Here is a 19,323-nt window from a genome sequence, read left to right on the forward strand (position 1 = left end):
GAAACGGCTCCGTGGTAGGCGAGTGATACGCTATATATCAGAATATATAGCGAAATGCCTGTAAACGGAACGAATGGGATGTGCACGTCGGAATTCACGCGCGCCCTGTAGCAGCTGGCACAGCCAGCTGCTACGGGCCCCCGTCCTAGCGGTGAAGCAATTTGGCCAATCCTTCATCCGCCAAACGCCGGGTAAGCTCTGCCGAAGTCAGTTCAACGCCCAGGGTGAACGCCTGCCCGGCCCAAAGGTTGCTGAAATCCGCTTCCCCTTTAGCCCGCAATGGCATCAGCGCACCGCCCGCCAAGGGGAAGGCCGGTGCCTTGGCGCTCATCGGCCCGAGTTCACGCATCACCCGATTGAGAATCCCGCGCGCCGGGCGCCCGGTGAAAATGTTGGTGACCGCTGTCTCGCTTTCCTTGGCCGTGCGCAACGCCTTGTGGTGGGACGCGCTGACCTTGGCCTCTGGCGTGAACAAATAAGCCGTACCTACCTGAACCGCCGATGCGCCCAACATAAAAGCCGCTGCGACGCCACGCGCATCGCTAATCCCGCCCGCCGCAATGACTGGCACTTTCACCGCATCAACGACCTGCGGCACCAGCGCGAAAGTACCCACCTGGCTGCTCAAATCATCACTGAGGAACATGCCCCGGTGACCACCAGCCTCGTAACCCATCGCAATGATCGCATCGCAGCCATGCTGCTCCAGCCAGATGGCTTCTTCGACCGTAGTCGCTGAGGAGAGAACTTTCGCCCCGGTGGCTTTTACCCGATCCAGCAGCGATTTTTCCGGCAGGCCGAAGTGAAAACTCACTACTTCGGGACAAAACTCTTCGATCACTTCGCAGGCCGCGTTATCGAAAGGCGCGCGATTGGACACCGGCGTCGGTGCGTCGAAGTCGACGCCCAATTCCCGGTAGTACGGTTCCAGCAGATTCTTCCATTCCCGGGCGCGCTGCTCATCCGGCGGCGGAGGTTGGTGGCAGAAGAAATTGACGTTGAACGGGCGCTGGGTGTGTTGGCGAATCGTCTTCAGTTCTTCGCGCAACTGCTCGATGCTCAGCATCGCGGCAGGCATCGAACCCAGGCCACCAGCGTTGCACGCAGCAATCACCATGGCCGAAGTCGTCGCGCCGGCCATAGGGCCCTGGATGATCGGCAGCTCGATCCCGAGCAGGTCAAGAATGCGGGTGTCTGGCCATTGGCTCATGTGCAGTGTTCTCCGACGTCGAAACAGGGCAGGGACGGTAGAAGCAAGTTTGTATCAGTAATGCCTGGCGCAAGGCCAGTCGAGTTTTTAATGCGTACAGGATGATCCGCAAGGCGCCAGACGATGGGGATTGGCTTAAAGTCGGGTACGGTGATGGGGTTCCCTGTGTTATTTCAACAGCACGACAACTGAGCGATTCCACCTGGAGGCAGTGATGTTCAAAGGCATTCTGATCGACAAAGATGACAGCGGTTACCGGGCCACGCTGCAAGAGATCGCTGACGATCAATTGCCCGAGGGCGATGTGACGGTGCGTGTGGCGTACAGCACGCTGAACTTCAAGGATGGCCTGGCGATCACCGGCAGCAGCCCGGTGGTGCGCAAGTTCCCGATGGTGCCGGGGATCGACCTGGCAGGCACTGTCGAAGTCAGCAGTCATCCGGACTACAAGGTCGGTGATCACGTCCTGCTCAATGGCTGGGGTGTGGGTGAAGGACACTGGGGCGGGCTGGCGCAGAAAGCTCGCTTGAATGGCGAGTGGCTGATTCCGTTGCCCAAGGCATTCACCGCCGCGCAAGCGATGGCCGTCGGCACGGCCGGCTACACGGCGATGCTGAGCATCCTGGCGCTGGAGCACAACGGCGTGAGTCCCGAACAGGGCGACGTACTGGTGACGGGCGCCAACGGCGGTGTAGGCAGTTTCGCCATCGCGCTGCTGAGCAAGCTCGGCTACCGGGTGGTGGCCTCCACTGGCCGCACCTCCGAACACGACTACCTCAAGCACTTGGGCGCCAGTGAAATCATTGATCGCGCCACGTTATCGGAGCCAGGCAAACCGTTGGCCAAGGAGCGTTGGGCGGCGGTGATCGACTCGGTCGGCAGCCACACACTGGCCAACGCTTGTGCGAGCACCAAGGCTAACGGCACCGTCGCCGCCTGCGGCCTAGCCCAGGGCATGGACTTCCCGGCGTCCGTCGCACCGTTCATATTGCGCGGCGTGACCCTGGCCGGGATCAACAGCGTGACCCAACCCAAAGCCCGGCGGATACTGGCCTGGAATCGCCTGGCCAAGGACCTGGATTTCGCCTTGCTACCGCTGATCAGCCACGAAATCGGCTTGAGCGAAGCCATCGACGCCGCGCCGCGCTTGCTTGCCGGGCAGTTGCGCGGCCGGGTGGTGGTCGACGTCAATCGTTGATCGTCTTGGCACCAATCAAACAGACAAACTGTAGTGAAAAGGAAATAGCGACAATGGATGTAAAACTGCGTGAAGTGCTGCCCTTCAGTGTCTCGGGTTTGCAGGTGCGAACCCGCAATGCCGCAGAGCAGCAGCCGGATACCGCACGTATCGGCCCTATGTGGGAACAATTTTTCGTCGAGGACGTTTTCGACAAAATCGCCCACAAACAGCCGGACTCCTTTATGTACGGCGTGTATTCCAACTACGAGTCCGACACTTCAGGCCACTTCGATGTAACCGCGGGCGCGGCGGTCACCGCACCCTCCGAGGGCTTTGCGCAGATTCAGGTTGAGGGCGGCGATTACCTGGTGTTCAGCGCCAAAGGGGCGATGCCCGATAGCGTCATTCAGACCTGGGGCTTTATCTGGGCCTATTTCGAGGACAATCCGCAGGTTCGCCGCAAGTTCGCCACGGACTTCGAGGTCTACACCGGGCCGGAGTCCGTGGCGGTCTATATTGGCATTCAGGACCCGGACGCGTTTTCAAGTTCCAGCAACTGACGCTTGCGTTCCACGCCCCAGCGGTAACCCGACAGGTTGCCGTCGCTGCGCACCACGCGATGGCAAGGGATCGCCACCGCCAAACTATTCGCGCCACAGGCCTGGGCCACGGCGCGCATGGCTTTCGGCGCGCCGATGCGCTTAGCGATATCGGCGTAACTGGCGGTGCTACCGGCGGGAATCTCCCGCAGGGCTTGCCATACCCGCTCTTGAAACGCTGTGCCGCGTACATCCAGCGGCAAATCCAGGCCGAGGGCCGGGGCTTCGATAAAGCCGACGACCTTGGCGATCAACTGCTCGAACTCATGATCGGCGCCAATCAGGTTGGCGCGGCGAAACTTGTCCTGCAGGTCGCAGACCAGTTGATGCGGGTCGTCGCCCAGCAGAATCGCGCAGACTCCGCGCTCACTTTGTGCCACCAGAATCGCTCCCAGAGAGCACTGGCCGACGGCAAAGCGAATGTCGTTGTTCTGCCCGGCCGCGCGATAGTCCCCGGGTGTCATGCCGAGCAATTGATCCGCCGCCTCATAGAAACGGCTGTTGGAATTGAATCCGGCGTCATACAGCGCATCGGTAACCGTGCCGCCATCGGTCAGGCGCTCGCGAACCTTGCGTGAACGATGGGCGGTGGCGTAGCCCTTGGGCGTCAGGCCGGTGATGGCCTTGAACACGCGGTGGAAGTGGAAACTGCTCAAACCGGCTGCATCCGCCAGTTCATTCAACGCCGGTAACGTTTCGGCGGATTCGATTTGACGGCACGCGGCGGCCACGGTCGCGGCGTGTTGCGCGGCGACGTCGCTGTGATCTTTCGCGGCCCGTTTGCTGGGGCGATAACCCGCTGCCTGAGCTTGCTCGGCCGTGTCGAAGAATTCGACGTTCTGCGGTTTCGGCAGGCGTGCCAGGCTGCTGGGGCGGCAGTAGATACCTGTGGTTTTCACCGCATACACAAACTGCCCGTCGGCACGTGGATCGCGCGCGACCACGGCGGCCCAGCGAGGATCGTTTTCGGTGGCGATTGTTGGCGATTGAGTTGTCATGGCTTCATGTCCGTTGACCCGTTTCAGGCAGATTAACCAGCCGGTAGAGACGCCACACTCCGGGTCTTGCGGTCGAATTCGAATGCTTCATCCCGCGGTACGAAAAGTGAAATTGATCCGCTGTTCGCCCAGCCGCGGATGCTGGCCTTCCTTGATCGGCAATACGCCGTGGTAACGCAAACGGTCCACGCCGCCCCAAACCACGATATCACCGTGAAACAGCGGCACCCGCTGGCTTTTGGCGCTGCGTTCGAAGCCGCCGAACAGGAACGTCGCCGGCAACCCCAAAGACACCGACACGATGGGGGCGGTGTAGGCGTTTTCGTTTTTGTCCTGATGCAACGACATCCTGGCCCCGGGAACATAGCGGTTGATCAGGCAGGAATCCGGTACGAACGCCATAAACCCTGCTTCTCGCGCCGCCGCCTGGGCCAGTTCGAAAAACACCTCGGGCATTTCTGGCCAGGGCGCGCCGGTCTGCGGATCGTTGCGGGTGTATTGGTAGCCGCTGCGATCGGTGGTCCAGCCCCAGGTGCCGCAACTGCTCAAGGCCACCGACATGGTAAAGCCACCGGGCGTGACCATCTGCCGAAACGGCGCCGCTGTCAGAACCGCCTCCAGCGCCGGTAGTAACCGGTCAAGCCAGGGCAGGGCAAAGCCCCTCAGGACGTAGGATTGTTCGCCAATCTGCTCGCGCCTGGGCTGCTGCTCGGGTTCTGCGTCGGCAAACAGATCGAAGGTAATCGGGTTCATGGGCTCATAACGCATCGTGAAAGATGATTCCAAGGGTATGCCGTTTTCCACTGTGCAGGCGACTCACCCCATGACGCAGGGTCACTCGGTAATAGCCGCGAACGCCTTTAACCGGGCGCTGATTCACGGCAAAAATCAACGCGTCACCTTTCTTCAGTCCGATGACTTGCGGGCGCGATTGCATCCGTGGGCGTTGTTCGGTCAGCACAAATTCGCCACCGGTAAAGTCCTCTCCCGGTTCTGACAGCAGAATCGCCACTTGCAGCGGGAACACGTGTTCGCCGTACAGATCCTGATGCAAGCAGTTGTAGTCCTGCGTGCCGTATTGCAGCAATAAAGGTGTCGGGCGTTCCTGACCGGCGGCATGGCAGCGTTGCAGAAACGCTTCGTGGGATTCGGGGAAACGGGTCGGCAGATCCATGCATTCGTACCAGCGATTGGCAATGGGAACCAGTCGAGGGTAGAGCGCGCTGCGCAATCGGGCCACCGGATCCGGCAGCGGGTATCTGAAGTATTTGTACTCGCCACGGCCAAAACCGTGGCGCGCCATCACCACTTTCGAGCGAAAGGGTTCGGGGCAGTCGTACAGGGCGCTTATTTCATCGCAGGTCTTATGGCTTAAAAGCGATTTGATGATCGCGCAGCCATCCTGGTCGAGTTGCTGCGTAAGTTTGCCCCAGTCGAGGGCATCGTGGTGAATCGGATCGGTAAGCAAGGGTTCTGACTCCTTGACCAAAAGGTCGAGGCGGCCAGTTTAGAGAGCGTTGCGGGAGCGGGCACTCCGGCGCTTGCGGTCGAATTCGCGAGAGGGGAGCAGACGTCCATGTTGTCGCTCCAGATCGCGTTACAGCGCTTTGCTGACGCTGATCTCGCTGATGACGTCTTCGCTCTGGCCATGCAGCTTGTCCAGCGCAGCCTTGGCTTCTTCTGCGGTGCCGTTTTCAAGCTGGGCGAATTCGAAGCGACGTTCGCCGTTGAGTTTGTATTTGATGACGTATTTGGTCGTCTGGGCCACGGTCATATCTGCCTGTTCTGGTGTGGGTTCAGCTCAGCTTCGAGCTGGAGCGGCGGATGATCTTGATCGAGTGCGTCAGGGTCGGTTTGCGGGTCACGCTGATCGGCCGGCGGTTGACCGTGTCGATGGTGATGTTCCAGAAACCGGTGCTCGGCGCGGTGATCCGGGCCGGGAAGGTGTCGAATGCGCCACCGTGATACGTGTGACGGCCGCCGTTCTTGAAGCTGCGGAAGTTGGCGTCGTTCATCAAGCGGATGTTGCACATTTGGGAGCACTGAATGACGACGATGTCGTCTTCGTTGAGGTGCTCGCGCTGGTGGATAAATTTCATGAGGCGCCTCCAGAAGGGCTTTTTCTACAAAATCAAAACGATAGCATGGGCGATTGGCGCAGTTTATCAGCCCGAACAGGTTATTATCTGGCTGTCGGGGTCCGCTTTGACAATTAAAAACAGTTATTTGGAATTCTATGAGCGATAAATGCAGGGAGCCTTGGAGAAAAACAGCATTTGTGCTGTCGGAGGGTCTTTATCGGAGGTTTCATATGAAATGGGGTGTTCTGGTCGTGCCGTTTGTATTGGCAGTGGGTGGATGTGCGACGGTCTCGGACATCACTGCGTCGTTGCCTACCATGAACGTGATTTCAGGCAAGAAACCCCATGAGTACGCCCAGTGCCTGGTCGAGAAATTGGCCAGTAGCCGTGGTGCCTTGCAAGTCGAGCCGCAAAAGGATGGCATGCGGGTGATTGTGCCGCAGAAGTTCTCCTCGGGGCCGGCAGCGGTGTTTGACATTGAAGACCGCTCCGGTGGCAGCAGCATCAAACTGCATGAGCGCATCTCCAATGTGCCGTTGCGCCCATGGGATGTACGCAATGCCGCCACCGCGTGCATTTCCGGCTGATAGACTACCCCCGGTCAGCATCGATGCCGTCAAAGTCGCACTTTGACGGCATTGTCATTTCTGGAGTCGAGCATGAAACGAGAGCAGGTGCGGGAGCGCCACGCAGAGGGTCATATCTCTGCCACCCATGTGATTCAGAACCCGGCGAATCCGGGGGAGTGGATCGTATTTTTCAAGAAAAGCGCCGGGCGCAGTTTTTTCCTGGTGGATGACAACGATGAAGTCGAGTCCTTCAGCCGCCTCGACGATTTGATCGAGACGGTACGCGGGCTCGGGATCAAGTTCGCCGAAATCCATATGTAGGGCAATGGGTGCCCTACTTGCAGACCACCACCACACTGCGGTTCTTGTAATTGCCGACGTCGACGCCCAGGGTTTTGTCGCTTTCCTTGGTCGAAGGTGTACCGTCGGTACCGACAATCCGATAGCCGGTGCCGGCGCAAGAGGCATCGGCTTTTTCGTAGCAACTGGCCCAGGCGTTGGCTTCCCCGGAGCAGTCGATGGTCAGGCCTTGCTCGCCATTTTTCAGGTAAGTCGTTTCTGACGTGGCGCAGCCACTCAGGGCCAGTACCGCAATCAGTGGCAAGAATCTTTTCATGTCGTGGTCGTCGTCAGTGATGGGGGCTAAACGCTATGACAGCGGCTGCAACGAAAGGTTATAGCGATTGGCCACTTCGTTGCAGGCATTCACAAAAAAGCCCTGCGCAAAGACAGGGCTGCGGTCGCGCCAGGTTCAGCTCAAGGCTTGTCTTTGCCGCGCCGCTTGGGTGCTGCGGGTTGATCCTGCAACACCGATGCCACTTCAATCGCCAACGCTTCTGTAGGGAACGGCCCGGCAATATTCTCGCCGCCGACGCTGTCTATCCACCACTGGCCGTCTTTCGCCTGATTGATCAGGTACCCGTTGACGCTTTTTGCTGCCGACATCTATCTGCCTCGTTGGCTGGTTCAGGTGCGCAATGATAGCGCCAAATGCCCTCAACGGGTGCCGATGGGTGTAGGGTGGGGCAGATTGTCGCTAGACTGATGGCCGCGCAGGTCGTCGATCTCTGCTATCTATAAGACGTTGTGCAGCTTATCTGCGGAACTATCCATCAGAATATTTCTCTATGATGGCGTCGGTTAGCCAGTGCGGGGCATTGTAAGGTGCACGCCGCCTGATTAGACTGCGCCGAAACTCGTACACACAGCCCTTTCAAGGACTTATATGATCAAGAAATGCTTGTTCCCAGCAGCCGGTTACGGTACTCGCTTCCTGCCAGCGACTAAAGCCATGCCCAAAGAAATGCTGCCGGTGGTAAACAAGCCACTGATCCAGTACGGCGTCGAAGAAGCACTGGATGCCGGGTTGACCGAAATCTCCATCGTTACCGGTCGCGGCAAACGCGCCCTGGAAGACCACTTCGACATCAGCTACGAGCTGGAAAACCAGATCAAGGGCACTGACAAGGAAAAATACCTGGTCGGCATCCGTAAACTGCTCGACGAGTGCTCGTTCTCCTACACTCGCCAGACCGAAATGAAAGGCCTGGGCCACGCAATCCTGACCGGCCGTCCACTGATTGGCGACGAACCTTTCGCCGTAGTACTGGCGGACGACTTGTGCGTCAACCTCGAAGGCGACGGCGTACTGACCCAGATGGTCAAGCTGTACAAGCAGTTCCGCTGCTCGATCGTGGCTATCCAGGAAGTCGATCCTCAGGAAACCAACAAGTACGGCGTGATCGCCGGCGAGATGATTCGCGACGACATCTATCGCGTTCACAGCATGGTCGAGAAGCCAAAACCTGAAGATGCACCGTCGAACCTGGCGATCATCGGCCGTTACATCCTGACCCCGGACATCTTCGACCTGATCGAACAGACCGAGCCAGGCAAGGGCGGCGAAATCCAGATCACCGACGCCCTGATGAAGCAAGCGCAAAACGGCTGCGTCATGGCCTACAAGTTCAAAGGCAAGCGTTTCGACTGCGGTGGCGCCGAAGGCTACATCGACGCAACCAACTTCTGCTTCGAGAACTTCTACAAGACTGGCAAGGCTTACTGATAGCGCCTGAGCTGCTTGTATTGAAAAGCCACCTTCGGGTGGCTTTTTCATTTTTCGGCCCCAAATAGTTTGCAACGCTTGCCCAAAGGGCGCTCGCAGGTATGCTGGTGTCCTGCCGAGGAGATAGTAATGGCCTACGATTTTGACCTATATGTGATTGGTGCCGGTTCTGGCGGTGTGCGGGCTGCGCGGTTCGCGGCCGGTTTTGGTGCGAAAGTCGCCGTGGCCGAGAGCCGCTACCTGGGCGGTACGTGTGTGAACGTTGGCTGTGTGCCGAAAAAACTGCTGGTCTACGGCGCGCACTTCGCCGAAGACTTCGAGCAATCGCAAGGTTTTGGCTGGACTCCGGGTGAAGCGACGTTCGACTGGGCGACGCTGATCGCCAACAAGGATCGCGAGATCAATCGCCTGAACGGCATTTATCGCAATCTGCTGGTCAACAGTGGTGTGACCTTGCATGAAGGTCACGCGAAAATCGTCGATCCGCATCAGGTTGAGATCAATGGCGAGCGTTACACCGCCAAAAACATCCTGATTGCCACCGGTGGTTGGCCGCAGATCCCGCAGATTCCGGGGCACGAGCATGCCATCAGCTCCAACCAGGCATTCTTCCTTAAAGAGCTGCCCAAGCGCGTTCTGGTGGTCGGTGGTGGTTACATTGCGGTGGAGTTTGCCGGGATTTTCCACGGGCTGGGCGCTGAGACCACGCTGCTGTATCGCGGTGATCTGTTTCTGCGTGGCTTCGACGGCGCAGTGCGCAAACATTTGCAGGAAGAGCTGACCAAGCGCGGCATGAACCTGCAATTCAATGCCGACATCGAACGTATCGACAAGCAGGCCGATGGCAGCCTGAAGGCGACGCTCAAGGATGGTCGCGAGCTGGAGGCTGACTGTGTGTTCTACGCCACCGGTCGGCGTCCGATGCTCGACAACCTGGGGCTGGAAAACACCGGGGTCAAACTCGACAAGAAAGGTTTTGTCGAGGTCGATGAACAGTATCAAACCGCTGAACCGTCGATCCTGGCCCTCGGTGATGTGATTGGTCGGGTACAACTCACGCCGGTTGCTCTGGCCGAAGGCATGGCCGTGGCGCGGCGCTTGTTCAAGCCTGAGCAATATCGCCCGGTGGATTACAAGATGATCCCGACCGCCGTGTTCAGCTTGCCGAACATCGGCACTGTCGGGCTGACTGAAGAAGAGGCGCGCGAGGCTGGGCACGATGTGGTCATCTTCGAAAGCCGTTTTCGGCCGATGAAGCTGACCCTGACCGAATGCCAGGAACGCACCTTGATGAAACTGGTGGTGGACGCCAAGACCGACAAGGTCCTGGGTTGCCACATGGTCGGCCCGGATGCCGGCGAGATCGTGCAAGGGTTGGCGATTGCCCTGAAAGCGGGCGCGACCAAGCGCGACTTCGACGAAACCATCGGTGTGCATCCGACAGCCGCCGAAGAGTTCGTCACCATGCGCACGCCAGTCGCGGGTTAATCGTTCTTCTGTGGCGCTGATGCGTCTGGCGCTGTCGCAACGACAGCGGCCAGGCGCACGCTTTCATCCAGGCTTGCCTGCAACTTGATCAGTTCAACTTCCAGCGCTTTGTTGATGTGCGACTGCTCGTCAATGTTCTGCTTGAGAGACTGGCTTTCCAGCAAGGCAATGCGCAAGCGTTCCTGGAGGAGGGTGCGTTCGCTGTCGATGCGGGTGACCTGTTCCAGTAACTGATCCTGTCGGCTGTTGGTGTGCTTGAGTTGCTCCTGCAACAGGCTCAACTCCCGCAGCGTGCCACGGTTTTCGGTCAGCAGACGCTCATTGTCGCGATGCAGTTGGGTGATTTCATCCTGGCGTACCAGTGCGCTTTGCTGGGCCTGACGCAACTCCATCTGAATCTGCTGCACCTGGCCTTCGTGGCGTCGCTGTTCCTGCTCGCGCTGGTCTTTGACGGCGTTGCGGTAGTGCTCCAGTGCTTCGCGGGCGTGCAGGTGTTTTTCTTCCAGTGAGCGGATCTGCTCGTCCTTGTCCTGCAAGCGCAATTCGAAATCGGCCAGTGCCTGGTTCAGCCCGGCGTTGCGGGTTTGCTCGGTTTGCAGCATCGAGCGGGTGTCGTGCAGTTCCGCCGATTCCTGGGTCAGCGCCAGGCTTTGAATTTCGTATTGCTGTTGCAATTCGGTATTGGCCTCGCGGGCCTCGTGCAGCTGGGTTTCCAGCTCTTTTCGTTGTTGCTCGAACTGCGCGCGTGCCTGGTCGATGGGTTCTTGCGCCTGTTCTTTCAGGCGTTGCGCCAGTCGCGCCACCAGCGCTGTCAGCTCATCATCGATCGGTTCGGAAGGTGCTGGCGCGGGTTCGGCGCCGTCATCGAGCTCTTTCAGATAGCGATGGATCGTGGTTTTCGAGCCGGTATTGCCCATTTCGATCCGCACTGCGTCGATGCTCGGGTGTTCGCCGCGGGCAAGGATTGCCGAGCGTGCCGCTTGCACCAGTGCCTTGTTTACGCCGCCACGTGCCATGTCTTCTCCTACGATTTGATACTGTGGTACATACCACTAATTTACACAATGTACCATGCCACGAATAAAGTTAAAAACTTGTGATAGTTAATGCGGGATATACTGGTATTACCCCGTGTGATGAGCTGTAGACCGGGTTTTCAATCGCCAACGCGGTACGTTTTCGAGCACTGAGCCCATGACCGATCTGGATCGCTACCTGCAAGCCGCTACCCGCGACAACACCCGTCGCAGCTATCGCGCGGCCATCGAGCACTTCGAAGTCAGCTGGGGCGGGTTCCTGCCGGCGACCAGCGATAGCGTTGCGCGGTACCTGGTTGCACATGCGGGCGTGCTGTCGATCAATACCTTGAAGTTGCGCTTGTCCGCGTTGGCGCAGTGGCACAGCAGCCAGGGGTTCGCCGATCCGACCAAGGCGCCGGTGGTGCGCAAAGTATTCAAAGGCATTCGCGCGCTGCACCCGGCCCAGGAAAAACAGGCTGAACCCTTGCAGCTTCAACATCTGGAGCAAGTGATCGCCTGGCTGGAGCAGGAAGCACAGTCCGCCAGGGCGCAGGACGATCGCGCGGGATTGCTGAGAGCCAAGCGCGACACCGCACTGATCCTGCTGGGCTTCTGGCGTGGTTTTCGTAGTGATGAGTTGTGCCGCGTGCAGATCGAGCATGTACAAGCCAGCGCCGGTTCAGGCATTACCCTCTACTTGCCACGCAGCAAGGGCGATCGCGAGAACCTCGGCCAGACCTACCAGACACCCGCCTTGCAGCGCCTGTGCCCGGTACAGGCCTACATCGAATGGATTACCGAAGCCGCGTTGGTCCGTGGCCCCGTGTTTCGTGGCATCGATCGCTGGGGCCATTTGAGCGAGGAGGGCTTGCACGCCAATAGCGTTATCCCGTTGTTGCGCCAGGCACTGGAGCGCGCCGGCATTGCGGCCGAGCACTACACCAGTCACTCCCTGCGTCGTGGCTTCGCCACCTGGGCCCATCAGAGCGGTTGGGATTTGAAGTCATTGATGAATTACGTGGGCTGGAAGGATGTGAAGTCAGCCATGCGCTATGTTGAAGCCAGCCCATTTCTCGGGATGACCCGAATCGCTGAAAAGCCGTTGGCGCTGTAGATCACGTTTTCTTCTATTAATACGCTCGGCTAATAGCGAAAACAAATCAGCAACATCAGGTTTGCCAATGAGCCAACTGGCGATCGGGTGGGTAGGATTCACCACATCAACTTCTTAACCCCTGACGGAGAGTCACCGATGCCTATCATCAACAGCCAAGTTAAACCGTTCAAAGCTACCGCCTACAAAAACGGCGACTTCGTACACGTGTCGGACGCTGACCTGAAAGGCAAGTGGTCTGTCGTTTTCTTTTACCCAGCTGACTTCACCTTTGTTTGCCCGACCGAACTGGAAGACCTGGCTGACAACTACGCCGAGTTCCAAAAACTGGGCGTCGAGATCTACAGCGTTTCCACCGATACCCACTTTGCCCACGCTGCCTGGCACAACACTTCGCCAGCGATCGGCAAAATCCAGTACACCATGATCGGCGACCCGACTCATGTCATCTCCCGCAACTTCGACGTGCTGATCGAAGAAGCTGGCCTGGCTGACCGTGGCACTTTCGTGATCAACCCTGAAGGCCAGATCAAAATCGTTGAACTCAATGATGGCGGTGTAGGTCGTGACGCTTCCGAGCTGCTGCGCAAAATCAAGGCCGCTCAATACGTCGCCGCTCACCCGGGCGAAGTGTGCCCAGCCAAGTGGAAAGAAGGCGAAGCCACTCTGGCTCCGTCCCTGGACCTGGTCGGCAAGATCTAAGTCTGTGACGCGCTTCATCAGGGCGGAGCTCCGCACCTACTAAGTAAGCTGCACCGCCCCATAAAACGCCCGGGCGAGATTCGCTCGGGCGTTTTTTTATGTCTGATTGCTCTCTATTCAAACAGCATCTAAGGAAATCGCCCGTATGTTGGACGCCAATCTTAAAGCCCAGTTGAAATCGTACCTGGAACGGGTCACTCAGCCGATCGAGATCGTTGCATCCCTCGACGACGGTGCGAAATCCCAGGAAATGCTCGCGTTACTCAAAGACGTTGCCAGTCTTTCCACCCAGATTACTTTGCTCGACAACGGTAACGATGCGCGTAAACCATCGTTCTCGATCAATCGCCCGGGAGCCGATATCAGCCTGCGTTTCGCCGGCATCCCGATGGGCCACGAATTCACATCCCTGGTGCTGGCCTTGCTGCAAGTCGGCGGCCACCCATCGAAAGCCAGTGTCGACGTTATCGAGCAGATCCGCTCGCTCAAAGGCGAGTTCAACTTCGAGACTTACTTCTCGCTGTCCTGCCAGAACTGCCCGGATGTGGTTCAGGCGCTGAACCTGATGGCCGTGCTGAACCCGAACATCCGCCACGTCGCCATCGACGGCGCGCTGTTTCAGGCCGAAGTTGACGAGCGCCAGATCATGGCCGTGCCAAGCGTTTACCTGAACGGCGTGAACTTCGGCCAGGGTCGCATGGGCCTGGAAGAAATCCTCGCCAAGATCGACACCAGCGGCATCGAGCGCCAGGCCGAGAAGATCAGCGCAAAGCAAGCCTTCGACGTACTGGTCGTCGGCGGTGGCCCGGCCGGTGCTTCAGCGGCAATTTACGCCGCTCGTAAAGGCATTCGCACCGGCGTGGCGGCTGAACGTTTTGGTGGCCAGGTGCTCGACACCATGGCCATCGAGAACTTCATCTCCGTGCAGGAAACCGAAGGGCCGAAACTGGCCGTGGCACTGGAAGAACACGTTAAGCAATACGACGTGGACATCATGAACCTGCAACGCGCCGACAAGCTGGTGCCGGGAAAAAACGGTGAATTGCACGAAATCCATTTCGCCAGCGGCGCGTCCTTGAAAGCCAAGACCGTAATCCTCGCCACCGGCGCGCGCTGGCGTGAAATGAACGTTCCGGGTGAGCAGCAATACCGCAACAAGGGCGTGGCGTACTGCCCGCACTGTGACGGTCCGCTGTTTAAAGGCAAGCGTGTGGCGGTGATCGGTGGCGGTAACTCCGGCGTCGAAGCAGCCATCGACCTGGCGGGGATCGTGTCCCACGTAACCCTGCTGGAGTTCGACGTGCAACTGCGCGCCGATGCGGTGTTGCAGCGCAAGTTGCACAGCCTGCCGAACGTTACCGTGATCACCAGTGCGCAAACCACTGAAGTGACCGGCGATGGCCAGAAGGTCAACGGCCTGCGCTACAAGGATCGTCAGTCGGACGAGCTGCGCACTGTTGAGCTGGAAGGGATTTTTGTGCAGATCGGTCTGCTGCCTAATACCGATTGGCTCAAAGGCACCATCGAGCTGTCACCGCGTGGCGAGATCATTGTCGATGCCCGTGGTGAGACGTCGATCCCCGGCGTGTTCGCGGCCGGCGACGTGACTACCGTGCCGTACAAGCAGATCGTGATTGCGGTGGGTGAGGGCGCCAAGGCTTCCCTGAGCGCATTCGATCACTTGATTCGCACCTCGGCGCCGGCATAAACGCCGAAGCTGAAAACACAAAACCCCATGAGCGATCATGGGGTTTTTTGTGGGTGGATCTTTTAATTTACAACGGTGCCGGCTGAATGATCTCGACCCAGTAACCATCCGGGTCCTTGATGAACGCCAGGCTCTTCATGCGACCGTCGTTCAGGCGTTTCTGGAAATCGCAGCCCAGCGCTTCAAAACGTTCGCACGCGGCGCGGACGTCCGGCACCGAAATGCAGATATGGCCGAAGCCGCGCGGGTCGGTGTTGCCGTTGTGGTAGGCGAAATCCGCGTCGTTCTCGGTGCCGTGGTTGTGGGTCAGTTCGAGAATGCCGGGGATCGATGTCATCCACTCGGTGCGGGCAGCGGCATCGGCCGGGATCTGGTTTTTATCGACCAGCGCCAGGAAGTACAGGCTGAACTCGGCTTCCGGGAAATCACGCTTTTCCACCAGCGAGAAACCCAGGACGCGGGTGTAGAAATCCAGGGACCGGGTGATGTCCTTGACCCGCAGCATGGTGTGGTTGAAGACGAACTTCTGGGTGGCGGTGTCAGGTTGGGCGGTCACACCAGGAAATGTATTGAGTTCGTGCAGGCTCATGGGCCCTCCGGAAATTCCAAGAATGCTCACAATGATACGCAAGGGCCCTGGCATCGCCAAACCAAAACCGCAGGCTTGCCTGCCGGGCGGGTGAAGCTCAGACTTCGCGGCTCAATCCGTGAGTGTTCATTACAATGATCCGACCCTGTCAATTGATGTTCGTCCTGATGTGTCTGCTTTCAGGAGTTACCCGTGCTGATGCAGAAGCTCCGGTCGTGACCTGGCCCAATGGATGGACTGTCGAGACCGTTCCGCAAGACGAGGCCAAGCCTCAGGTTTCCCGGCAGCGCGCGGTAAAAAACGACCAGGACGGGACACCGGTAATGGTGATGGAGTTGACCATGACTCAAGTGGAAAGCGGTCATCAGGTGAATCTGGAAGGTGTGTTGCTGGAAATGCGCAAGTCCGTGCAGAAGGACTTTTTTCAGGGCGGCTATCAGAGCGTCTGCAACAAAATTCATCCGACTGCCTTGAGCCGGTTATCGGCGCTGGAAACTACCTGCACCATTACCCAGAACGGTCGACATGTGTTGTCTCAAACATTGGTCGCCGCAGTCGACGGCGATAAAGCCTATGTTCTTTCCTACGCGGGGCAGGCTGAGGTTTATAAGGCAAGTCAGGGCGACATAGAGGCAGCTCGAAACAGCTTGAAACTTTAGTTTAAGGTTTCTGTACCCGCGTTTTTGAGCATGGCCCGGATTTTTAGATAGCCAAACGGATTAAGCACAAAGTTAGTCAGTCTATAGCGAGTTGATCGGCGACTATCGTCGCATTTTAGACGGCATCCATGAAAAAGCCCTGCATTGGCAGGGCTTTTTTATTACCGTGAGCGCTTAGGCACGCAGCCAGGAGTCAACGGTGGCTGCACCGTATTGTTCCTTCCAGGCTTTCAGGCCGCGATGATTGCCGCCCTTGGTTTCAATCAGTTCACCCGTGTGCGGGTTCTGATAAACCTTGACCACGCGAGCGCGGCGGGTTTTAGGGGCGGTTGCCTGCTGCAGGCCGGATTTCGCCGGGTGCGGGTCGAGGATGGCGATGATGTCGCGCAAGCTCTTGCCGTAGGTTTTCATCAGCCCCTGGAGCTTTTCTTCGAATTCGATTTCTTTTTTGAGACCGGCATCGTTCTTCAAAGATTCCAACTGCTTGAGCTGTTCTTGAAGGGCCTTTTCAGCTGCACGGAATTCAGCGAGTCTGGACAATATCTTTACTCCAATAGTGTGTTTGGCTGAAACCAACCGCAAACAAAGCTATAAGCCAAGAGCCTTGAAGCGACTCGGTGATAATGGCACGCCTGCCGATTTTGCACAGGTATGAAAAATTGTAGTAGTTAATTGGCCAAGAGTAAATCCTGACTTTTTCTTCATGTAACAAGAGTAGTCTTTTGATTCAATTTGGCGCGCATCATCATGATTCCGGCGCTTAACGTGGTTAGTTAATGATCACTTAATGCTCTAATGAACTCTGCGCCGGGCATCGGCCGGCCGAACAGATAACCTTGCAGAAAGTTCACGCCATGGGCAGTCAGATAGTCACTTTGCTCCTCGGTTTCCACCCCTTCGGCGACGATGCCCAGATCGAGTTTGGCCGAGAGTTCGATGATGCTGTCCAGAATGTGCCGGGAGAGGGCGTCGACACCGATCATGGCGACAAAACTCTGGTCGATTTTCAGGAAGTCCACATTGAACTGACGCAAGTAACCGAGGCTTGAATGGCCGGTGCCAAAGTCGTCGATGGCGATCATCACGCCCAGCGCGCGAAGCCGTTCGAACAACAGCAGGGTGATGGCTGTCGGTTCGACCAGTTCGCGCTCGGTCAACTCCAGCACTAAATGGACACTGCCCGGTGCAAAAGCACTGAGGAATTCTCGGCAGTCTTCGACCAGCGCAAGATCCCGGCAATGACTGGCGGTGATGTTGATGCCAATGTGGAATGACCCCTCGAACGATGCCGACAAGGGCGCCAGCAATGTGGCGGTCTGTTGCATCAGCGAGCGGGTCATCGGCACGATCAGACCGGAATGTTCGGCAAACGGGATAAACAGATCCGGACGCACCAGGCCTTCCCTGGGGTGTTTCCAGTGCATCAATACTTCGGTGCCGGACCACAGCTTATTGTCGCCATGCACCACGGGCTGAAAGTAAGGAATGAATTCTGCTGCCTCCAGCGCCCGCTGCATTTCACGGCTGGGCGACATCGAGCGCTTCTGCAGCACATGCCCGATCGAACCTGACACCACGCCGAAGAACATCAACAGACTGAACAGTGGCGGGTATTCACTACGCATGTAACGCCAGGTTTCTCCTTCGGGGAAACCTGCGGCCACCGTAAAGGCATACCGCGAGGACGTCAGCGTACTTTGTGCTACTGGCAAGGCGGGCAGGGCGTCCTCGTGAACTTTGCCGTCGGCAGACAACCAGTTGGGACCGACTTGTAGCAACAGTAATGTCTTGCGGCCGATCAGGCGCAATTCATTGCTCAGGTGATAACCGTTCAGCGTGGTCAATGCCCCTTTATTTCCTTCGCTGAGCCGGTACACCAACAGCGCGGTATTGGGCGTGACCGGGTTGCCGTTCATGAGCCATAACTGGCCTTGGGTGTAGTCGCCGGGATTAACCTTTTCCTGATATTCACCGAACAACGAACTGCAATAGAGGGTGTCGTCCCACACCAGGTTGGTCGAGCGCACGAAGGGCCGGCGCGTAACTTGTTCGCGCAAGGCCAGTTTGACGTCATTGCAGTTTTTGCCAGCCAGCGGCAGGAGCTCCTGCGCCGCTTGGGCGGTGTTGTCGAGCATCAGTTCGAACTGGCGAATGGATTCTTCGCCAGTCAGTTCAGTACTTTGCTTGAGGGTACGTTCAGCCTGCAGATAGAGAATGGCGACTCCCAGCAACACCGGGAGCAATCCGCTCAAAACAGTCACAGTGATTCGGGTGCCACGCTTGCGGCGACTTTTGACGTTCAGTGGCATTCGCAAATCCATCGCGATAAAAGAGGGCTCTCAAAGGTTGGCAGGTCGACATGCCTCCCAAAAGAGTTCAGCCATGATAGTTGGCTATCGGCCCTTATGCCGCTCAACCTTTAATCAATCTTGAGGCCAGTTTAATAAAGGCCAGCGTCGCGGGGGATGACTGACGCTGATCGAGCACCGCCAGACCGACTTGGCGGCTGATGGGGGGCGACAGCGGTTTTTTCACGTAGCGGTTGTCGTGGTCGTCAGGCAGTGAGCTTTCGGCGACGACAGTCAAGGCATCGCCACGGCCTACGACGTCCAATGTGCTGAGCAACTGCGAGCAGCGATAACGAATGTTCGGCGTCAATCGCGCCGTATTGAACAGGCGCGACACCAGCTCCGAAGACCCGGCTTCGGTCAGCACAAAAGGGTCGTGGCACAAGTCGTTCAGGCGCAAGCTGCCGCGACCGGCCAGTACATGGTCGGCAGGCAGCAGCGCGACCATCTGGTCCTCGATCAAGGCCACGGTGTCGAAACGCTCTTGGGGCAACACCACGAAGCCGATGTCGATACGCCGTTCTTCCAGCCACTGGATCACCTGGCGATCCGGCCCTTCATCGATATGAACCTCGATGCCCGGATGCGAGGCGCGGTAGTGCTGCAAGATCCTGGGCAACAGCTTGATCGATGAGGTCGGGCCGAACGAGCCGATACGCAGAGTGCCGGTTTTCATCCCGCGTGAATCGGCCGCCTCCTGGCGCAAAGTGTTGGCCAGCCCGAGCATTGCCCGAGCGCGCAGTAATAGCTGCTGGCCGATATCACTGAGCTCGACCTGGGACTGATGCCGACGCAGCAGTTCGACGCCCAATTCCTGTTCCAGCGACTTGAGTGCGTGGGAGACCGCAGACTGGGAAATCTCCAAACGATGGGCGGCCGCCGTGAAGCCGCGCAGTTCGGCCACCAGCGAGAAAATCTCGAGTTGAGTGAGGGTCATGAGCTTTTACTCATTTTACGATGATCGATCATTAGTCGAATGATACGCCACATGCCC

General features: G+C 57.9%; 23 protein-coding genes. 10 read left to right on the top strand and 13 right to left on the bottom strand.

Translation table 11 applies throughout. The features are described from left to right. Positions 1-145 precede the first annotated feature (145 nt). Complete coding sequence (locus tag AC07VO_RS00910) at positions 146-1,210, bottom strand: NAD(P)H-dependent flavin oxidoreductase (RefSeq protein WP_192350418.1); 1,065 nt, start codon at positions 1,208-1,210, stop codon at positions 146-148. Between the two features lie 214 nt (positions 1,211-1,424). Here AC07VO_RS00910 and acuI point away from each other — a divergent pair, with 214 nt between their 5' ends. Beyond that, complete coding sequence (gene acuI / locus AC07VO_RS00915) at positions 1,425-2,408, top strand: acrylyl-CoA reductase (NADPH) (RefSeq protein WP_192350420.1); 984 nt, start codon at positions 1,425-1,427, stop codon at positions 2,406-2,408. A 53-nt stretch (positions 2,409-2,461) separates the two neighbouring features. After that, positions 2,462-2,950: a GyrI-like domain-containing protein gene (locus AC07VO_RS00920; RefSeq protein WP_192350422.1), complete on the top strand. Its 489-nt coding sequence runs from the start codon at positions 2,462-2,464 to the stop codon at positions 2,948-2,950. On the opposite strand, the gene ada is transcribed toward AC07VO_RS00920, so the two are convergent. From ada to AC07VO_RS00945, 5 genes are all read right to left on the bottom strand, one after another. Then, the gene (gene ada, locus AC07VO_RS00925; protein ID WP_192350424.1) at positions 2,914-3,987 is read right to left on the bottom strand and encodes a bifunctional DNA-binding transcriptional regulator/O6-methylguanine-DNA methyltransferase Ada; all 1,074 of its coding nucleotides are present in this window, start codon (positions 3,985-3,987) and stop codon (positions 2,914-2,916) included. The genes AC07VO_RS00920 and ada overlap by 37 nt on opposite strands. An 87-nt stretch (positions 3,988-4,074) precedes the next feature. After that, positions 4,075-4,755: a DNA oxidative demethylase AlkB gene (alkB, locus tag AC07VO_RS00930; protein ID WP_192350426.1), complete on the bottom strand. Its 681-nt coding sequence runs from the start codon at positions 4,753-4,755 to the stop codon at positions 4,075-4,077. Next, entirely contained in the window at positions 4,745-5,455 is a 711-nt protein-coding gene (locus AC07VO_RS00935) for a 2OG-Fe(II) oxygenase (RefSeq protein ID WP_192350427.1), read from the bottom strand. Before AC07VO_RS00935 ends, alkB begins: the two co-directional genes overlap by 11 nt. A gap of 129 nt (positions 5,456-5,584) precedes the next feature. Beyond that, positions 5,585-5,761, bottom strand: coding sequence for a hypothetical protein (locus AC07VO_RS00940; protein WP_018929066.1), 177 nt, complete (start codon positions 5,759-5,761; stop codon positions 5,585-5,587). Positions 5,762-5,783: 22 nt separating this feature from the next. Further along, positions 5,784-6,086 carry a DUF1883 domain-containing protein gene (locus AC07VO_RS00945; protein ID WP_007900033.1) on the bottom strand — a complete coding sequence of 101 codons (303 nt, stop codon included), beginning with the start codon at positions 6,084-6,086 and terminating at the stop codon, positions 5,784-5,786. Between the two features lie 212 nt (positions 6,087-6,298). Here AC07VO_RS00945 and AC07VO_RS00950 point away from each other — a divergent pair, with 212 nt between their 5' ends. Together AC07VO_RS00950 and AC07VO_RS00955 are read left to right on the top strand one after the other, a co-directional pair. After that, positions 6,299-6,655: a hypothetical protein gene (locus AC07VO_RS00950; protein WP_018929068.1), complete on the top strand. Its 357-nt coding sequence runs from the start codon at positions 6,299-6,301 to the stop codon at positions 6,653-6,655. Between the two features lie 72 nt (positions 6,656-6,727). Beyond that, positions 6,728-6,958, top strand: a complete 231-nt coding sequence (locus AC07VO_RS00955) for a hypothetical protein (RefSeq protein WP_007935641.1) — start codon at positions 6,728-6,730, stop codon at positions 6,956-6,958. Positions 6,959-6,971: 13 nt separating this feature from the next. On the opposite strand, the gene AC07VO_RS00960 is transcribed toward AC07VO_RS00955, so the two are convergent. Together AC07VO_RS00960 and AC07VO_RS00965 are read right to left on the bottom strand one after the other, a co-directional pair. Next, entirely contained in the window at positions 6,972-7,253 is a 282-nt protein-coding gene (locus AC07VO_RS00960; RefSeq protein WP_018929069.1) for a hypothetical protein, read from the bottom strand. 140 nt (positions 7,254-7,393) lie between these two features. After that, positions 7,394-7,582: a hypothetical protein gene (locus AC07VO_RS00965; protein WP_007935646.1), complete on the bottom strand. Its 189-nt coding sequence runs from the start codon at positions 7,580-7,582 to the stop codon at positions 7,394-7,396. Positions 7,583-7,862: 280 nt separating this feature from the next. Between AC07VO_RS00965 and galU the strand changes: the two genes are divergently transcribed. Further along, on the top strand, positions 7,863-8,702 hold the full coding sequence (gene galU / locus AC07VO_RS00970) for a UTP--glucose-1-phosphate uridylyltransferase GalU (protein ID WP_003182953.1): 840 nt from the start codon (positions 7,863-7,865) through the stop codon (positions 8,700-8,702). A gap of 129 nt (positions 8,703-8,831) precedes the next feature. Then, positions 8,832-10,190: a glutathione-disulfide reductase gene (gorA, locus tag AC07VO_RS00975; protein ID WP_018929070.1), complete on the top strand. Its 1,359-nt coding sequence runs from the start codon at positions 8,832-8,834 to the stop codon at positions 10,188-10,190. Here gorA and AC07VO_RS00980 read toward each other — a convergent pair. Further along, positions 10,187-11,206 carry a DNA-binding protein gene (locus AC07VO_RS00980; protein WP_086945543.1) on the bottom strand — a complete coding sequence of 340 codons (1,020 nt, stop codon included), beginning with the start codon at positions 11,204-11,206 and terminating at the stop codon, positions 10,187-10,189. The two genes, gorA and AC07VO_RS00980, sit on opposite strands and share 4 nt — an antisense overlap. A gap of 178 nt (positions 11,207-11,384) precedes the next feature. Here AC07VO_RS00980 and AC07VO_RS00985 point away from each other — a divergent pair, with 178 nt between their 5' ends. The 3 genes from AC07VO_RS00985 (at position 11,385) to ahpF (ending at position 14,733) form a co-directional block, all read left to right on the top strand. Continuing rightward, positions 11,385-12,323: a site-specific integrase gene (locus tag AC07VO_RS00985; RefSeq protein WP_138867487.1), complete on the top strand. Its 939-nt coding sequence runs from the start codon at positions 11,385-11,387 to the stop codon at positions 12,321-12,323. A gap of 138 nt (positions 12,324-12,461) precedes the next feature. Next, on the top strand, positions 12,462-13,025 hold the full coding sequence (ahpC, locus tag AC07VO_RS00990) for an alkyl hydroperoxide reductase subunit C (protein WP_105345993.1): 564 nt from the start codon (positions 12,462-12,464) through the stop codon (positions 13,023-13,025). 145 nt (positions 13,026-13,170) lie between these two features. After that, positions 13,171-14,733 carry an alkyl hydroperoxide reductase subunit F gene (ahpF, locus tag AC07VO_RS00995; protein ID WP_192350429.1) on the top strand — a complete coding sequence of 521 codons (1,563 nt, stop codon included), beginning with the start codon at positions 13,171-13,173 and terminating at the stop codon, positions 14,731-14,733. Between the two features lie 67 nt (positions 14,734-14,800). On the opposite strand, the gene gloA is transcribed toward ahpF, so the two are convergent. Continuing rightward, on the bottom strand, positions 14,801-15,322 hold the full coding sequence (gloA, locus tag AC07VO_RS01000) for a lactoylglutathione lyase (protein WP_192350431.1): 522 nt from the start codon (positions 15,320-15,322) through the stop codon (positions 14,801-14,803). Positions 15,323-15,456: 134 nt separating this feature from the next. Here gloA and AC07VO_RS01005 point away from each other — a divergent pair, with 134 nt between their 5' ends. Beyond that, complete coding sequence (locus AC07VO_RS01005) at positions 15,457-15,981, top strand: DUF4946 domain-containing protein (protein ID WP_026286641.1); 525 nt, start codon at positions 15,457-15,459, stop codon at positions 15,979-15,981. 174 nt (positions 15,982-16,155) lie between these two features. On the opposite strand, the gene AC07VO_RS01010 is transcribed toward AC07VO_RS01005, so the two are convergent. The 3 genes from AC07VO_RS01010 to AC07VO_RS01020 form a co-directional block, all read right to left on the bottom strand. Next, positions 16,156-16,521, bottom strand: a complete 366-nt coding sequence (locus tag AC07VO_RS01010; protein ID WP_007935661.1) for a histone-like nucleoid-structuring protein, MvaT/MvaU family — start codon at positions 16,519-16,521, stop codon at positions 16,156-16,158. A 233-nt stretch (positions 16,522-16,754) separates the two neighbouring features. Further along, positions 16,755-18,290 (bottom strand): EAL domain-containing protein, encoded by a 1,536-nt coding sequence (locus AC07VO_RS01015; protein ID WP_192350433.1) that lies wholly within the window; start codon positions 18,288-18,290, stop codon positions 16,755-16,757. Positions 18,291-18,393: 103 nt separating this feature from the next. Further along, positions 18,394-19,266 carry a LysR family transcriptional regulator gene (locus AC07VO_RS01020; RefSeq protein WP_064617707.1) on the bottom strand — a complete coding sequence of 291 codons (873 nt, stop codon included), beginning with the start codon at positions 19,264-19,266 and terminating at the stop codon, positions 18,394-18,396. Positions 19,267-19,323: the final 57 nt, after the last annotated feature.

Source organism: Pseudomonas sp. GW821-FHT03E01 (genome assembly GCF_059420765.1).

What these genes read in the sequence shown, in the direction of transcription:
- AC07VO_RS00910 (WP_192350418.1), bottom strand. Translation starts at nt 1,210, where the DNA reads ATGAGCCAATGGCCAGACACCCGCATTCTTGACCTGCTCGGGATCGAG.
- acuI (WP_192350420.1), top strand. Translation starts at nt 1,425, where the DNA reads ATGTTCAAAGGCATTCTGATCGACAAAGATGACAGCGGTTACCGGGCC.
- AC07VO_RS00920 (WP_192350422.1), top strand. Translation starts at nt 2,462, where the DNA reads ATGGATGTAAAACTGCGTGAAGTGCTGCCCTTCAGTGTCTCGGGTTTG.
- ada (WP_192350424.1), bottom strand. Translation starts at nt 3,987, where the DNA reads ATGACAACTCAATCGCCAACAATCGCCACCGAAAACGATCCTCGCTGG.
- alkB (WP_192350426.1), bottom strand. Translation starts at nt 4,755, where the DNA reads ATGCGTTATGAGCCCATGAACCCGATTACCTTCGATCTGTTTGCCGAC.
- AC07VO_RS00940 (WP_018929066.1), bottom strand. Translation starts at nt 5,761, where the DNA reads ATGACCGTGGCCCAGACGACCAAATACGTCATCAAATACAAACTCAAC.
- AC07VO_RS00945 (WP_007900033.1), bottom strand. Translation starts at nt 6,086, where the DNA reads ATGAAATTTATCCACCAGCGCGAGCACCTCAACGAAGACGACATCGTC.
- AC07VO_RS00950 (WP_018929068.1), top strand. Translation starts at nt 6,299, where the DNA reads ATGAAATGGGGTGTTCTGGTCGTGCCGTTTGTATTGGCAGTGGGTGGA.
- AC07VO_RS00955 (WP_007935641.1), top strand. Translation starts at nt 6,728, where the DNA reads ATGAAACGAGAGCAGGTGCGGGAGCGCCACGCAGAGGGTCATATCTCT.
- AC07VO_RS00960 (WP_018929069.1), bottom strand. Translation starts at nt 7,253, where the DNA reads ATGAAAAGATTCTTGCCACTGATTGCGGTACTGGCCCTGAGTGGCTGC.
- AC07VO_RS00965 (WP_007935646.1), bottom strand. Translation starts at nt 7,582, where the DNA reads ATGTCGGCAGCAAAAAGCGTCAACGGGTACCTGATCAATCAGGCGAAA.
- galU (WP_003182953.1), top strand. Translation starts at nt 7,863, where the DNA reads ATGATCAAGAAATGCTTGTTCCCAGCAGCCGGTTACGGTACTCGCTTC.
- gorA (WP_018929070.1), top strand. Translation starts at nt 8,832, where the DNA reads ATGGCCTACGATTTTGACCTATATGTGATTGGTGCCGGTTCTGGCGGT.
- AC07VO_RS00980 (WP_086945543.1), bottom strand. Translation starts at nt 11,206, where the DNA reads ATGGCACGTGGCGGCGTAAACAAGGCACTGGTGCAAGCGGCACGCTCG.
- AC07VO_RS00985 (WP_138867487.1), top strand. Translation starts at nt 11,385, where the DNA reads ATGACCGATCTGGATCGCTACCTGCAAGCCGCTACCCGCGACAACACC.
- ahpC (WP_105345993.1), top strand. Translation starts at nt 12,462, where the DNA reads ATGCCTATCATCAACAGCCAAGTTAAACCGTTCAAAGCTACCGCCTAC.
- ahpF (WP_192350429.1), top strand. Translation starts at nt 13,171, where the DNA reads ATGTTGGACGCCAATCTTAAAGCCCAGTTGAAATCGTACCTGGAACGG.
- gloA (WP_192350431.1), bottom strand. Translation starts at nt 15,322, where the DNA reads ATGAGCCTGCACGAACTCAATACATTTCCTGGTGTGACCGCCCAACCT.
- AC07VO_RS01005 (WP_026286641.1), top strand. Translation starts at nt 15,457, where the DNA reads ATGATCCGACCCTGTCAATTGATGTTCGTCCTGATGTGTCTGCTTTCA.
- AC07VO_RS01015 (WP_192350433.1), bottom strand. Translation starts at nt 18,290, where the DNA reads ATGCCACTGAACGTCAAAAGTCGCCGCAAGCGTGGCACCCGAATCACT.
- AC07VO_RS01020 (WP_064617707.1), bottom strand. Translation starts at nt 19,266, where the DNA reads ATGACCCTCACTCAACTCGAGATTTTCTCGCTGGTGGCCGAACTGCGC.